Below are 14,709 nucleotides of genomic sequence, written 5' to 3'. Positions count from 1 at the left end.
CCCTTTGAATGCGCAAACGATGGCGGCTCGCCCGCCCGCCCAACTGCCGTCGCAAGTTTTGCTCCAACGACCGGACATTATGGCCGCCGAGCATGCATTGAAAGGAGCGCACGCCAATATCGGCGCCGCCAGGGCCGCCTTCTTTCCCACCATCAGCCTGACCGCCAACGCTGGTGAAATCAGCGGCGATCTGTCCAAACTCTTTGACGGCAATTCCGGCTCCTGGCTCTTCTCGCCGACTGTCAATCTGCCCATTTTCACCGCCGGCAGGCTGCAGGCCGAGCTCGACGTCGCCAAAATCAGCAAGGACATTTACGTTGCCCAGTATGAAAAGGCCATTCAGACCGCCTTTCAGGAGGCCGCCGACGCCCTGGTCGCCAGCGACACCTATGTGGAACAGTTGGTGGCGCAAAAGGCCAACCTGGTCGCCAATCAGGAATATCACGCCCTGGCCAAGGATCGCTATCTCCAGGGGTTGGACAGCTTTCTCACCCTGCTCGACGCCCAGCGGTCGCTCTACACCGCCCGTCAGACGTATCTCGTTTTGCAACTGGCTCAGCTGGTCAATCAGATCGACCTCTACAAAGCGCTTGGCGGCGGCTGGAAAGAGCGGTCCTGATGCGCGGAGGGATGCAACAGTGCGGGTTGATCAGAAGCTTGACGATCAACCCGTCCGTTTCAAATCGTCGGGCATGGAGTGCAACCTATGGCGCGTAAAACAAAGGAAGAAGCCCTGGAGACCCGCAGCGCCATCCTTGACGCCGCGGTGCGGGTCTTTGCGGTCAAAGGCGCGGCGCACGCCTCGCTGGCAGACATTGCCCATGAGGCTGGGGTCACCCGGGGGGCCATCTACTGGCATTTTGCCAACAAGGCAGACTTGCTGAACAGTCTGTGGGACCAGGTTTTGCTGCTCTACGCCCCCCTGGCGCAGGCCAGTGAAAGCCGGGACGAACCCGATCCGCTTGGCAAAATGAGAGACCTGTACATTTCGTTTTTCGCCGGTCTGGTCGAGGACCCGCGCCAGCTGCAACTGTTCCGGATTTTGTTTGACGGCAACGACCAGAGCAAGGACGCCGAAGCCATCCGTCTGCGCCACCTCTGTGTCCGTCAGGAACGGTTTTTCGGCATCCAGACAGTGCTCCGCAACGCCTGCGACAAAAATCAGCTGCCGGCGGATTTCGATGTGCCCCTTGGCGCGGTTGTCGTTCTTTCCTACATTCACGGTCTGCTTGTCAATTGGGTTGGGACCCCGGAACTATTTGACATCAAAAAAGAAGCGCCGCGGTTGATCGACGCTCTGCTCCAGATGCTGCGCTGCGGCGTTTTGCTCCGGCAGGCCTGAGCATCCTCCTGGTTCCCGGTCTCCAGGGCCGGGAACCGTCCCCTGTTTTCCCACGCGCCTTGCCGGCGCCGTCCTTTTTTTCTCCCGGACGTGAATCGGTTTTCCTTTTGGCGCTCCGATGCGATACAATTTTGAACAGGGATTGCCTGGGGTGAACGCCGAACGCCAATGCACCGGGGATTGCGCCGCCAGGGACACGCCTCAACGACCTGTTCACCTCGCCCGCCGCTCTATTTTTCCCAGAACACAAGGAGACGCCCATGATGTCCGGCAAGGAAAATTCCTCACCGCGCCTGCTTGTTCGCCAAGGAACCTCAACCCATCCTGACGCCGCCGAGGCGGTGCGGCAACTGGCCGCCCAGATTCGTCAGCCGGCGAGCGGGCTGAGCCTCGCCTTTTTTTCCGACGCCTATGATCGTCGGGAACTCGCCCGGGCCCTGCGCGACCAGCTGCCCGGCCCTCTGATCGGCTGTACCACCGCCGGTCAGCTGTCGCCGCTCGGCTTCCAGCTCGGCGGCATCAGCGGCGCCACCCTGGCCAGCGAATACTTTCAGGCCGTCCCCTACCTGATTCATCCGCTCTCCGCCTTGGCGGAACAGGTGGAGCGCATAGCCGCCGACGTCCAGGATCGGCTGCTCGCCGCAAAGACGCCGGCCTTTGGTCTGCTCTTGGTGGACGGTTTGTCCGCCAAGGAGGAAATGCTCAGCGCCTGTCTGTACCGGGCCTTGGGCGATGTGCCGCTCATCGGCGGTTCCGCCGGCGACATGCTCCATTTCAAGGAAACCTTTGTTTATCACGACGGCGAGCTGTTGCAGGACGCCGCCGTGTTTACCCTCTGCCTCACTTCACTGCCGTTTTCCGTGTTCAAACACCAGCATTTTACCCCCACCGCCACCCGGCTGGTGATTACCGAAGCCGAGCCCGAGCGCCGGCTGGTGCGGGAAATCAACGGCCAACCAGCGGCCGCCGCCTATGCCCGGCTGATCAACATGCCGCTCAACCAACTCGATGCCGGTGTTTTCTCCCGCCATCCGCTGATGCTCCGCATCCAGGACGATTATTTTGTCCGCTCCATCGCCGGCATTGATTCCAACGGCGGGCTCAAGTTTCACTGCGCCATTGACAAGGGGTTGGTGTTGACCATCGGCGAGGGGCATTCTGCGGAAGCTTCGCTGCAGGCCGCCTTTGCCGGAATCCGGGAGCAAATCGGCGAACCGGCGGTGATACTTGGTTCCGATTGCATTCTCAGGCGGTTGGAAATGGAGGCGCGCGGCATTGACGGCAGCGTCGGCCGGCTGATGAGCGAGAACAAGGTGGTCGGCTTCAGCACCTACGGCGAGCAGTTCCATTCGCTCCACGTCAATCAAACCTTTACCGGCGTCGCCATAGCGGGGTAGCCATGGATCAGCAAGAGCAGGAACCGACCATGCATGAAGCGGAGTTGCAGGCCTTGATCGCGGCCCAGGAAAAGACCATTCAGGTGCTGATGGACACCGTGGAACGGCAGTCCACCGCGGGCGCCTCTTCCCTGGAATTGTTGTCCCAGAACCTTGGCCTGGAGCGGGTGGTGCAGCACAAGACCGAGGCCCTGCAAAAGGCCCTGCGCGAACTGCAGCAGACCCAGGCCCAACTGCTACAGGCCAGCAAGCTGGAGTCGGTGGGTTTGCTCGCCGCCGGCATTGCCCACGAGATCAACACCCCGGCCCAGTTCATCGGCTCCAATATTGATTTTCTCGACGAGGCGTTTGCCGACGTGCAGCGGCTGCTGGCCGCCGTGACCGAACAGTTGCAGGCGGTGCGCGGCGGCGGAGACGTCAGCCGGTTTGGCGACGCGCTTTCGGGTTTAATGGATGAGATCGATTGGCCGTATCTGCGCGAGGAGATTCCCGCCGCGATCAGGCAATCCAAGGAGGGCGTCCGCCGCATCTCCACCATTGTCCAGGCGATGAAGGAATTTTCCCACCCCAGCAGCAAGGAAATGGTCAAAACCAATCTCAATAAACTGCTGGAAACCACGGTGATTGTCGCCAGCAACGAATGGAAGTACGTGGCCGAGATGGAGACCGATCTTGATCCCGAGCTGCCGCAAACAGAGTGTCTGGCCGCCGAACTGGGGCAGGTGTTTCTCAATATCCTGGTGAATGCCGCCCATGCCCTTACCAGCAAAATCGGCGCGTCCGGCGGCAAAAAAGGGCGCATTGGCATTGTCACCCGTCGGCGCGGCGACCAGGTGGAAATTCGCATCAGCGATTCCGGAACCGGCATTCCCGAAGAGATTCGCGCCCGCGTTTTCGATCCCTTCTTCACCACCAAAGCGGTGGGCAAAGGCACCGGTCAGGGCCTGGCCATCGCCCACGACGTGGTCACCCGAAAGCACGGCGGCGCTCTCAACCTTGAAAGCCAAACCGGCGAAGGCACGACCTTCATCATCAGCCTGCCCATTGAGCAGGGCGAGGCTGGCTAATGCCATTCTCAATCAAGCGAAGCCTGATGCACAGAGCAAAACCTCGTCGATGAAGGTATGTCACCTCGACCGCAAGGGAGAGATCTCGGGATCTTCGCGAGATTTTCCCTCGCTGAGCTCGTCGACAAACAGACGCGCATCACTTTTGAAATAGAAATGGAATAGGCGAGACCGTCGCCTCTTCTGTATGCATATTCCTCAATACATTTAATCAATTAAATCAAACGTTCCTTGGGGCATATACTGCATCCTCTGGCTCATCGCCCCCCCTTGCCTCCGCCGGAACCTGAACCTCCTCCCTTGCCGCCTCCGCCGGAACCACTGCCACCGGAGCCTGATCCTGCGCCGCCGCCTGCTCCCGAACCGCCCGCACCATTGCCTCCTCCGCCGCTCCCGCCAGCCCCTGCATGAGCGCCTAAATCTCTCGCGCTCACACCTTGACGAATGGCCAAGCCAAATCTCTGGGCAACCTGATCCATATTGCTCTGCATCCGCTGCGTATTGAATGTTTGCCGTAGGGCCTCCATCGCCGCCGCATCGTAGCCCCGTGCCAACGCTTCTCCCACAACCGCCGAGGCGACCTGGGACGACACGCCCAAGCGAACCATATCGCGGGCGGTCAGCATGGTTTCAGTAGCCAGGGCCTGCAGGCTGTCTTTTTGCATCTGCTCTGATCGCGTCTGCAATCCAGTGGTGATCCGCTTGGCGTCCGGTTGGCTGAGACCCGAACTCAGGCTGTCGGCGATGATGCCGCCCAGGCTTGCATACTGTTCCTTCGTCAACGCCTTGGCTGTTTCCATGGCAAATCCGTAACGTTCCCGCACTCTGTCCGTGGCCTTGACGATGCCTTCTGGTCCCACTCGCTTGGCCATCCCTTCCCGGATTTTACTGACCACCGCCTCCCGAGTGCTCCGGCCCCCAGCGGCCGCCTGGACCTGTTGCCCGATCATAGCCATCTGTTCACCGGAATACTGGGCCTCAACCATGCCCTCGACCATCCCGCCGGCATCCCCATCGGTCATGCCGGCGCGGGTAAGGCTGCTCTGAAGCGCACGCAGCTGGGCGGTAGTGACCGCAGCCATTTCTCCGGCAGCCTTTACGCCGGCTGGCGCAACCAGCAGCACAATGATGATGAACGATCGTATCAAAGTATGCATACATTCCTCTTGTCTTTTCTCATTGTACACCTGCAATCTCGTTCATTTGTCTGCATGGGAACCTTGCAATTCGGGCAGATGTCTGCAGTTGGCCGTGCCAAAATCATCGTTCTGCCGGAATCGGCAATCGGGGATAAACAGCTTGCCGTCGACGAGATAAAAATATTGAAATTCCCGGTTCGCCAAACCGTTGATGAGCCAGACCCCGTCCCTATTCCTGGTGGCCTTATGCAAGGCATACTGATCTGCCGAGGAAGCGAAGTGTACGCTCGTGGCTTGCGGCGCCTGCAGAGCGAGGGTAACGGTTTCGGCCTGAATGGTCACGGAGTGCTGGGGAACGCATCCCTGGAGACCGCTGGCCAGGAAAACAAGTGCCAACCGCCTGATCATACCGCCGCCTTCGCTTCGGTCACCTCGATTATCGAGTTCTCCCCGCCGAAGTCGTCCTGCTCCTTGGCGACAACGGTGGGATCGGCGATTTGCCGCCCATCCTCGACCAGATAACTGTACCGGTGCTCCCCCTTGGGGACCGGCAGGGTCAGGGTCCAATAACCGCTGGCGCTGACCCGCTCCATGGAACCCGCTACTCGTTATTTTGGGGCGTCATGGCCAACGCGGCGAGGAATCTCTGGAGGTTTCCGGTTGGTCGAAAGGACAGGCCGGGCCGAGGCGTTGGGGGGGGCTTCAAGGCGCTGGTGTGGCTGAGGTAGGGGTAGGGGAGAAAGAGGGAGAAGAACGGCAGGATGAGCGCGTCAAAAGATCCAATCGTTGCCGGCATCGACGTCGGCGGCGCCCGCAAGGGGAGAGGCCTTACAAAAGAAGACATTATAATCCTTGACCCTTATTGGAACGAGGATACTATTGAGTTGCTCAGTCAGCATGGACAAAGGCTCTCATAGCCCGGCAATCAGGAGGCACTCAAATCACGTTTGGAGTGCGTGGCACTTGCCCAAGTGAAGACAAAAAATGGTCCGGAAAGAAAGCTACGCGCATTAACAGTGGCTACGAAAGCATGACTCCCCATTAAAAAATAGGGGTTTCTGTCGGGCTCTGTTTTCTTGATGTAATACAAAACTCGTTCGCCCTCCAAAGGGTAACCAATTTACTATAATTTGAAGAGCAGCGTGCGCCCATCATCGGAATTCAGACCGCAAATCAAGGCCGATAAATTTTTTTCTCCTCGGGTCGATTCACCGCAGTTTCTCTACCGGAAAAGGGTGGTCGATTACCTGCTGCGGCAGAATGGAACCCGGACGGCAACCATCGTGGTTGAAGCTCAGGCCGGTTTGGGGAAAACCACCACCATCAAACAGTATCTTGATCGTATCCAAACAGCCTCGGTCTGGTACCAGGTGGGGCCCGAGGACGGTGATCCGGGCTTTTTTCTCCAGGCCATCGCCTCCTGCATCAACAGTCTGCTGGCAGATTGTCCTTCAGCAGCTACGACCAAAATTTTGGGGTGCGGAGACTGCAACGTGCTTGATCTGCCGCGACGGCTCGACCTGTTGCTGCATGATCTGGATGCTTGCCTGAAAGACGATTTATACATGGTGTTTGACGATCTGCAGTATCTGCTCCCCCATCCCACCAGCCTGTTCATCCTCAATTATCTGCTCGCATCCGCGCCTCCCCGGCTTCACTTTATTCTAGCCTCGCGCGAGCCTCTCAATGCCCTTGAACAGCTCACACGCACGCGCAATCTGTCTCGCCTCGACAACCGAAGCCTGGCCATGGACGAGCACGACGTCGCCGATTTTTTCCATCAGAGCCTGCATCTCGCCGTGCCTCTTGACATCGTCAGAAAAGTAACTCGCCTCACCGAAGGTTGGACCATGGGGGTGCGGTTGTTGGGGCTTCACATGGTACAGCATCATGGCCAAGCCGATTTCCCCGCGCTGAGCCATTGGGAGGCAAAAGGTCGCCAGGAACTCCTCCTTTACTTTCGCCGGGAAATTCTTGCCTTCCTGGATGAGGCAATCCATCGACCGCTCCTGATTCTTTCCCTGCTGGACGAGATTCCACTTGAGCTGGCCATCGAACTGACCAACAGGTCCGACATCGGCAATGTTTTGAGCGATCTGGTCCGGCGCAACATCTTCAGCCGTCACCTTGATCCGCATAACGGCGAATTCGGCTTGCATTATCTCTTTCGAGAGTTCCTGCAGGAGAAGGCTGAAGAGGAGTTGAGCCGGGAAACCATTACCACTACTTACCGGCAGGCGGGCCACTTCTGCCTCAAGCAAGGCAATCCGGCGCAAGCACTCCGTTACTTCCTCCGGGCCGAGGACTATAAACAAATCGACGCTGTTCTCCAGGACACGGGGATGGCCTTTCTGGCGACCAATCAAGCGGCCACCCTGAATGCCATCCTCAGCCGGATACCGGAACCCTATCTCCACCAAATGGGCTGGGCCTCTCTCTTTTTGGCCCTGGCGCACATGGACTCCGCGCCGACGCTGGCCTTGCCGCTGCTTGATCAGGCCTTGACGATCTTCACCGCGCAGCACAATGAGGTCGGTGAGCTGCTGAGTCTGACCCACGATATCTCCATCCGCATTATCACAACCGGGCATTACCGGGGCGCAGAGGTGCAGTTGGACCGGGCGATGCAGCTGTTCGAACGGGTCGCCGACGCTCTTGACCTCTCCACGACCATCCTGGTCGCGCACAATTTAGCCATGGGGCATTGCATCTTCCTGGCAAACATCGACGAGGCGACCAGCTATGCCTCCCAGGCGTTGATCCTGGCCCGGGAAGAAAAGTTGGTCAATTTCGAGGCCGCTCTGCTTATGGTAATGGGGTATATCCAAATCTTTGCCGGTCATACGTCCCTAACCCGGATCTTTCTGGAACAGGCCGCTCCCTTTATCCATCATTCCGAGGTGGGGGTGTTCAACTGCCTTGCCATTCGGATGATGCTGATCAATTTCCTCTTCCACGACGGTGACTTTTCCAACTATTTCGAACAGAAACATCAGCTCGTCTCCACCTTTGGCGCGGATTTGGTGTCCCAGTCCATTGCTGGGCCATTCTGTTATATATGGGAAATGGATATTGCCCTGAACCAGGGAAATTTTGCTGTTGCCCTGGAGATTGCGGATCATGCCCTCATCCAGCATCCACCGTTTAGCCCCCATCTGCGTAGTCAAATTCTGCAACTCCAGGGTGTGGCCCTGGCCATGCAGGGGCACATGGAGCAGGCTCTGGCAGCGGCGGCCGAATCGAGGCAAATGCGGGAACTGGCTGGCGGCCGCTATTTTATCACCCAGAACAAATTACTGGTCGGCCTCGTTTTTTGTCATTGCGGGCGCCACGAACAAGGAATCAACTTGCTCGGGGAAGGCATTGAAGATGCCCGTCGGATGCCGACCGAGTATCTTGAATCCTGCGGCCTCCTGCATCGGGCGGCGGTTCTTCTGGCTGCTGGTCAAGCCGTTCAGGCCCGGCAGGACATCGAAGCGGGCTTGCGATTGTTGCGGCGCAACAACTACCGGCATTTTTGGGCCTGGACGCCCAAGGCTATGGAAGCCCTCTTTTCCCATGCCGTCCGCCAAGGCATCGAGCCGCAATATGTGCAAGCCTTGGCCGCTGGACGAATCAGTCAAGTTCTGTTCGACGACGGCACTACCCTTCCTTTGCTCGACATCCAGACCCTCGGCAGTTTCAAAATCCTCCACCAAGGAGTGACGCTGCTTGAAGCCGAGGCGCTGACCCCATTGCAGCGTGAACTGCTCGCCCTTTTACTCGCCGCACCTAACCTGAAGGTACCCCAGGAAACCATTCTCCTCCATTTTTGGCCGGACAGTCCCCCGGACGCTGTTAAAATCAAGTTCGACACCCTGGTTTCACGCCTGCGCAAAACACTTGCCGAGGTGTTGCCGGAGAACACGGTTCACTTCTATCTCAACCGGGAGAAGGGGATGCTCTGGCTGGCGCACTGCCGGCTCGACGCGCAGGGCTTTCTCGATGGCGTCAAACGAGGACTGACCCACTATCGCCTCCAGGAATTCTGGCAGGCGGGAAATATGTTCACCGCCGTTGAACCCCTCTGGCAGGGTGAATTTGTTCCAGGGGTGGCAGGTGACGACCGGATTCGCAACTTCCGGGATGCCCTGGTCAGATCCCTGTCGGATTTGGCCTTTGCCTGGAGTGAGTTGCTGACCAGAGCAAACCGCTTGCCCGCAGCAATCCGAGTGGTCGAAAAGGCCTTAACCTATGATCAACTCAATGATCGTCTCTATGCCTGCCTCTATCGCCTGGAGGGGCGACATTCCGCCATTCATTCCCGCCGCGTGCTGAACCGTTTCGAAGCCGTCCTCCACCAGGAAGGATATCCTCAACACGAAATCGCGGATATGATCACCGAAATCACTACTCCGTAGGATCACAGCACCCCTTTTCTCCGGCAACATCCGAAGCCTATTGCGCCGCTTGGCCGGAGACGATTCTTTTTCTATTTTTGCCCTCCCCTCTTCTCTTTTCCCTCTTTTTTTTCCTTCCGCCTCTCCGTTGTAAGGAAATTGTCAGATGCTGCTGGCAAACAGCGGCGACGTGTTCACCGCTCCGCTCTCTTCTTGCGCCTTTTTGACGAAAATAACAAAATGACCTTTTACGCGACTATCAACAGCCAAAAATTGCGCCGCATTGTTCTCATTGGTTTTTTTGTTCTCGTCACAAGTTTTGATTTTTTTTGTCCTGAGGTCGGCAGGGCGAAAAAAGCGGCCAACAACGCCACGACAGCGGTTAACGAAATAGATGTGCTGGGCGTGGTGAAAAAAACCATGGAGCAGCAACCGTCCATCCTTATACAACGGGAGCAGGCAAACTCGACGCAAGGAGCCTACCAGAGCAGCGGCGGTCCTTTCGATTGGACGGTAGAAACGTACTTTATCAAGAAGCAGGACAAGGCTCCCATTCCTGCCGACGATGCGATCATTGAAACCGAAGAGAGCTCGACAACCGGCCTCAGGTTTTCCAAGTTGTTCCGCTCCGGTGTTTCCGTGAGCCCCTATGTTCAATATACAGGGTATAATTATCGGTTGGTGACCGACCAGGATCTCAGTCCCGTTAAGTCCAACACGGTCGGATTGCTGGTCAAACTGCCGTTGCTGCGTGGGTTGGGCTACGAAAACACAGCTGTGGGAGAAATTGCCGCCGCCCATGAAATGAAAGCGGCGCGATTGAATGTATCGCACGAGATTTCCCTTTCCGTCTCCAATGCGGTCCAGGTCTTCTGGGCCTATCTCGCAGCCCATGAGCGTCTGACCGTTCTCATTGAGACGGAAAAGCGGGCTCAAACCATGCTTGAGAAAACCAAGGTCATGGTCCAGGGGGGCGAAGTCCCCGCAGCTGAACTGGTCAATGTGCAGGCTAACCTGGCGGACAGGGAAAGCTCCCGATTGACGGCCGAACAGGCAGTGGTTGCGGCCAGAGCCGAACTGGGCATGGCCATGGGGATTACCCCCGAAGAAATCCGCACACTTCCCGCGCCGGCGGCGCCTTTTCCTGAACCTGATAGCGCCGCCCTGCTCCAAGCCAAGGCCGTTGACATTCTCTCCTACACCCAAATCGCCACCCATCACAGGCTGGATCTCTTGGCAACCATCCAGCAGAACAGATCCCTTGAGGCGATACTCAAGGCCGCTCAAAACCGTATAAAACCGGAGCTCAACCTGGAACTTTCACTTGGGTATGACGGGCTGAAGAGCGGCAGCGGCCTGAGCCGCTCTTTGCAGACCACCGCCTATAATCAGGACAGTCCCGACTGGTCCGCCGGTTTCAGGGTGACATACCCCCTGGGGAATAACAGCAGCGAAGGAGAGTTGACCCAGGCGCTGGCCCAGTATCGCCAGGGGATTCTCCGGGAAAAAGAGCTGGTGCGCACCATTCAAACCGATATCAGCACGGTCCTGAGCGGTCTTTTCAGCGTTGTGAATGAGCTCGAACGATCCGGAGAGGCGGTACGCAACTTTACCACTGCGGTGGACAATGAACGGGAAAAATACTTGTTGGGAGAAACCACTTTTCTCGACTTGCTCTCCATTGAAGACCGTCTGGACAGTGCGCTGCTTAATCGCATCTCGGCCCGGCAGCGGGCCGCCAACAGTTTGGTCAGTCTGCGTTTCAAAACCGGGAAATTGGTCAAATTTGTCGATGAAGAAGGCTTGGTCACTCTCAGCGATTTGACCACCCTGCTGCTCCCTGAGGACGTGGATTGACCAAGACGGCCATGGTCACCCCTCTCTTGAATATCTGATACCAACCGCCCACCGAAGGAGACACACCGCATGGAGAAGAAGGAAATATTCCGCAAAGTGTCGCTGGAACGCCTTTCCTCGCCGGAGCAACTGGACATGCTGACCAGGGTGACCACCTCCACCGGCTGGTTGGCGCTGGTGGTGCTCGGGGCGATTCTGGCCATGGCCTTGGTCTGGGGTTTTTGGGGGAGCATCCCCATCAAAGTGCGGGGGCAAGGGATTTTGCTGAGCCAAGGAGGCATTACCAATGTCGTCACCCTCGGTGCGGGCCAGGTGACCGAGGTGGTGGTGCAGGCCAATGATTATGTCCGGCGCGGTCAGGTGGTGGCGAGGATCGCCCAGCCAGTGCTGCTCAATGAATTGCGTAATGTCCGCAATGAAATCAAGGAAGCGCAAAACCGTTACCAGCGGTTGCTCGATTTTTCTCAGAAGGATCTCAAATATCAGGTCGAAGCCTTTCAGGCGCAGGCGAAGATCCTGAGAACTTCTATTTTGACGCAGGAGCAGCAGGTTGAATTCATCCGGGAGCAGTTAAACAAACAGCAGCAACTTTTGGAAAAAGGGCTGATTGTCCCTTCCCGGGTTGAGACCACCCGCCGGGATCTGACCAATGTCATGGAAGAGATTGAAACCCAAAAAATTAAGGTCGAGGAGCTGCGCTCCCAGGAATTCACGCTCAAAAACAATACCGAAAACTCGATCAAGGAGAGTGAATTCAAGATTAACGCCGTGGAACGCGCCATCACCTTATTAGAAAACCGGTTGGTCAACGATTCACGGGTGGTCAGTAAGGTGTCCGGCAAAGTGGTCGAGGTCAAGGTCGCCCTCGGCGGTGTTGTCGCTTTGGGCACCCCTGTTATCAGTGTGGAATCAGAGGAACGGAAACTTGAAGTGGTCCTGTATGTTCCGGCGGCGGACGGCAAAAAGGTGCGGCCAGGCATGGAAATAGATATCGTGCCCTCATCCGTGAAAAAGGAGGAAAACGGCAGCGTCCTCGGCTTGGTCGACTATGCCTCGGATTACCCGGCCACCTATCAGGGCATGGTCCAGGTGCTCGGCAATGAGCAATTGGCGCAGACCCTTTCCCAGGATGCGGCCCCCTATGCCGTCAAAGCCGAACTGATTCCTGATGGTGAAACCGTCAGCGGGTACAAATGGTCTTCCGGCAAAGGTCCGCCGGTGACCATTCAGGCCGGCACCATCTGCATGGGAGAGATCACTGTCGAGCATAAGCGGCCCATCAATTACCTCATCCCCTATTTTAAAAATAAGTTGGCGCTGTGATTTCCTTTGATTGGCTGACAGGGAAGCATCGACGCGCGCGGACGCCAACCGTCCTGCAGATGGAGGCGGTTGAGTGCGGCGCCGCAGCCTTGGGCAGTATCCTTGGCTACCACGGCCGCATCGTGCCTTTGGAAGAGTTGCGCATTGAGTGCGGGGTCTCGCGCGACGGCAGTAAGGCAAATAATGTTCTCAAGGCTGCCCGCCATTACGGTCTGGTTGCCAAAGGGTACAGAAAGGAACCGGAGGCCTTGCGCGATTTGCCGCTGCCGGCGATTATCTTCTGGAACTTCAATCATTTCGTCACGTTTGAAGGATTTGGCAAAGGATGCGCCTACATCAATGATCCCGCTTCCGGTTCCCGGACGCTCACCGAGGAGGAATTTGACCAGGCTTTTACCGGCGTGGTGCTGGTTTTTGAGAAAGGTCCGGATTTCAAGACAGGAGGCGTGCAAAGAACCCTGCGGGAAGGTCTGAGCAAACGACTGGGGAACACGAAAAACGCCTTGCTTTTTATCTTCCTGGCTAGCCTGATGCTGGTGGCGCCGGGTTTGGTTATCCCTACCTTCAGTCGTATTTTCGTCGACAATATCCTGGTCGGCGGCATGGAAGAGTGGTTCAAACCGCTGTTGATCGGCATGGGGATCACCGCTGTGCTCCGCGGCCTGCTGACTTGGATCCAGCAATATTTCTTGATGCGGTTTGAGATGAAGCTCGCCCTCGCCGCCTCCAGCCGCTTTTTCTGGCATATCCTGCGGCTGCCCATGGAGTTTTTTGCCCAGCGTTACGGCGGTGAGATCGGGAACCGGGTCGGCATCAACGACAAGGTTGCCGCTTTGCTGGCTGGCTCTCTGGCGACCAACGTTCTCAATTGCCTGATGGTGGTTTTTTATGCCCTGATCATGATTCATTACGATGTGGCCTTGACCATGGCCGGGGTGTTGATTGCGGTCCTGAACATCGCTTTTCTGCAATTGATCTCCCGCCGCCGGGTCGACGACAACCAACGTCTGCTCCAGGAACGGGGCAAGCTCATGGGGACCTCCATGGGGGGATTGCAACTGATTGAGACCCTCAAGGCCACCGGCGGCGAAAGCGATTTTTTCGCCAAATGGGCGGGGTATCATGCCAAGGTGCTGGATGCCGAACAACGACTGGGCGTTTCCTCGCAACTGCTGAATGCTGTGCCGCCTTTGCTGACCGCAATCAACGCGGTCCTCATCTTAGGGATCGGCGGTTTGCGGATAATGGACGGTCATCTGACCATGGGGATGCTGGTCGCCTTTCAGAGCCTGATGGCCAGCTTTATTCAGCCGGTGAATGAACTGGTCGGTCTGGGGGGCAACCTGCAGGAGGTCAAGGGAGATATCAACAGACTGGACGATGTCCTGCGGTATCCCATCGATCCGCTGCTCACCGCTGAAGAATCAAGAACATCAGCCGCTGACCCGAAAAACACCGCCTACTCCCAGCCTTCAAAGCTTGCGGGCGCCATCGAGTTGCGGGGCATCACCTTCGGTTACAGCAAACTTGCCCCGCCGCTTATTGAAAATTTCAATCTCACCCTGCAACCGGGCAAGCGGGTGGCCTTGGTCGGCGGATCGGGTTGCGGCAAATCAACCCTTTCAAAACTGGTTGCCGGTCTGTACGAGCCCTGGGCCGGGGAAATTTTTTTTGACGGCACGCCGCGAAGGGAAATCCCCCGTGCCATCATCAATAATTCTCTGGCGTTGGTGGACCAGGACATCTTCATGTTCGGCGGCTCCATCCGCGACAATCTCACCGTCTGGGATACAACCATTCCGGAAACCCAGATTGTGGCGGCAGCGCGTGATGCCGCCATCCATGAAATCATTGCGGCACGAGCCGGGGGGTATGACGGCGACGTGGGGGAAGGGGGACGCAACTTCAGCGGTGGCCAGCGGCAGAGGCTGGAGATTGCCCGCGCACTGGCGATACAACCCAGCATTCTGATTCTTGACGAGGCCACCAGCGCCCTTGATCCCCTGACGGAACAGCAGGTTGATGCCCATATCCGCCAGCGGGGTTGTACCTGCATCATTGTGGCGCATCGACTCAGCACCATCCGTGATTGCGATGAAATCATCCTCCTGGATCGAGGTCGAGTGACAGAGCGGGGCGCCCATGATGAGCTCATGGCGCTGGATGGTCACTACGCTAGCCTGATTAACACCCTATGAGCGCCCG

12 protein-coding genes are annotated in these 14,709 nt (G+C 57.4%); 8 read left to right on the top strand and 4 right to left on the bottom strand.

The features are described from left to right. The 4 genes from RCH93_RS12920 to RCH93_RS12905 all read left to right on the top strand — a co-directional run. Positions 1-619 (top strand): efflux transporter outer membrane subunit (locus RCH93_RS12920; protein WP_306548829.1); only part of this gene is annotated, 619 nt, incomplete at its 5' end. A gap of 87 nt (positions 620-706) precedes the next feature. Next, a complete protein-coding gene (locus RCH93_RS12915; protein ID WP_306548828.1) occupies positions 707-1,342 on the top strand; it encodes a TetR family transcriptional regulator in 636 nt (211 codons plus the stop codon). A 260-nt stretch (positions 1,343-1,602) separates the two neighbouring features. After that, on the top strand, positions 1,603-2,739 hold the full coding sequence (locus RCH93_RS12910) for an FIST N-terminal domain-containing protein (RefSeq protein ID WP_306548827.1): 1,137 nt from the start codon (positions 1,603-1,605) through the stop codon (positions 2,737-2,739). 2 nt (positions 2,740-2,741) lie between these two features. Continuing rightward, positions 2,742-3,806 carry a sensor histidine kinase gene (locus tag RCH93_RS12905; RefSeq protein ID WP_306548826.1) on the top strand — a complete coding sequence of 355 codons (1,065 nt, stop codon included), beginning with the start codon at positions 2,742-2,744 and terminating at the stop codon, positions 3,804-3,806. Positions 3,807-4,063: 257 nt separating this feature from the next. Here RCH93_RS12905 and RCH93_RS12900 read toward each other — a convergent pair whose 3' ends face one another. From RCH93_RS12900 to RCH93_RS12890, 3 genes are read right to left on the bottom strand one after another with little or no spacing between them, the layout of a single operon-like run. Beyond that, positions 4,064-4,963, bottom strand: coding sequence for a hypothetical protein (locus RCH93_RS12900; protein ID WP_306548825.1), 900 nt, complete (start codon positions 4,961-4,963; stop codon positions 4,064-4,066). 42 nt (positions 4,964-5,005) lie between these two features. Beyond that, positions 5,006-5,353 (bottom strand): hypothetical protein, encoded by a 348-nt coding sequence (locus RCH93_RS12895; RefSeq protein WP_306548824.1) that lies wholly within the window; start codon positions 5,351-5,353, stop codon positions 5,006-5,008. Further along, a complete protein-coding gene (locus RCH93_RS12890) occupies positions 5,350-5,538 on the bottom strand; it encodes a glycogen-binding domain-containing protein (protein WP_306548823.1) in 189 nt (62 codons plus the stop codon). Before RCH93_RS12890 ends, RCH93_RS12895 begins: the two co-directional genes overlap by 4 nt. A 549-nt stretch (positions 5,539-6,087) precedes the next feature. On the opposite strand from RCH93_RS12890, the gene RCH93_RS12885 reads away from it, so the two are divergent. Continuing rightward, positions 6,088-9,345: a hypothetical protein gene (locus tag RCH93_RS12885; RefSeq protein ID WP_306548822.1), complete on the top strand. Its 3,258-nt coding sequence runs from the start codon at positions 6,088-6,090 to the stop codon at positions 9,343-9,345. A gap of 141 nt (positions 9,346-9,486) precedes the next feature. Here the strand turns inward: RCH93_RS12885 and RCH93_RS12880 are convergent, their stop codons facing one another. After that, positions 9,487-9,756, bottom strand: coding sequence for a hypothetical protein (locus tag RCH93_RS12880; RefSeq protein ID WP_306548821.1), 270 nt, complete (start codon positions 9,754-9,756; stop codon positions 9,487-9,489). Between RCH93_RS12880 and RCH93_RS12875 the strand changes: the two genes are divergently transcribed. The 3 genes from RCH93_RS12875 (at position 9,745) to RCH93_RS12865 (ending at position 14,702) form a co-directional block, all read left to right on the top strand. Further along, positions 9,745-11,181 (top strand): TolC family protein, encoded by a 1,437-nt coding sequence (locus tag RCH93_RS12875; protein WP_306548820.1) that lies wholly within the window; start codon positions 9,745-9,747, stop codon positions 11,179-11,181. The genes RCH93_RS12880 and RCH93_RS12875 overlap by 12 nt on opposite strands. A 69-nt stretch (positions 11,182-11,250) precedes the next feature. Next, positions 11,251-12,504: an NHLP bacteriocin system secretion protein gene (locus tag RCH93_RS12870; protein WP_306548819.1), complete on the top strand. Its 1,254-nt coding sequence runs from the start codon at positions 11,251-11,253 to the stop codon at positions 12,502-12,504. Continuing rightward, positions 12,501-14,702: an NHLP family bacteriocin export ABC transporter peptidase/permease/ATPase subunit gene (locus RCH93_RS12865; protein ID WP_306548818.1), complete on the top strand. Its 2,202-nt coding sequence runs from the start codon at positions 12,501-12,503 to the stop codon at positions 14,700-14,702. The genes RCH93_RS12870 and RCH93_RS12865 overlap by 4 nt, the downstream gene beginning before the upstream one ends. The last annotated feature ends 7 nt before the right edge of the window (positions 14,703-14,709 follow it).

This window comes from Desulfobulbus sp. (assembly GCF_030824455.1).
Classification (GTDB): Bacteria; Desulfobacterota; Desulfobulbia; order Desulfobulbales; family Desulfobulbaceae; genus Desulfobulbus.
The sequence above is the reverse complement of the archived record's forward strand: the minus strand, read 5'-3'. Positions and strand labels throughout refer to the sequence as shown.

Coding starts and splice junctions, on each gene's coding strand:
- RCH93_RS12915 (WP_306548828.1), top strand. CDS start 707: ATGGCGCGTAAAACAAAGGAAGAAGCCCTGGAGACCCGCAGCGCCATC.
- RCH93_RS12910 (WP_306548827.1), top strand. CDS start 1,603: ATGATGTCCGGCAAGGAAAATTCCTCACCGCGCCTGCTTGTTCGCCAA.
- RCH93_RS12905 (WP_306548826.1), top strand. CDS start 2,742: ATGGATCAGCAAGAGCAGGAACCGACCATGCATGAAGCGGAGTTGCAG.
- RCH93_RS12900 (WP_306548825.1), bottom strand. CDS start 4,963: ATGCATACTTTGATACGATCGTTCATCATCATTGTGCTGCTGGTTGCG.
- RCH93_RS12895 (WP_306548824.1), bottom strand. CDS start 5,353: ATGATCAGGCGGTTGGCACTTGTTTTCCTGGCCAGCGGTCTCCAGGGA.
- RCH93_RS12890 (WP_306548823.1), bottom strand. CDS start 5,538: ATGGAGCGGGTCAGCGCCAGCGGTTATTGGACCCTGACCCTGCCGGTC.
- RCH93_RS12875 (WP_306548820.1), top strand. CDS start 9,745: ATGGAGCAGCAACCGTCCATCCTTATACAACGGGAGCAGGCAAACTCG.
- RCH93_RS12870 (WP_306548819.1), top strand. CDS start 11,251: ATGGAGAAGAAGGAAATATTCCGCAAAGTGTCGCTGGAACGCCTTTCC.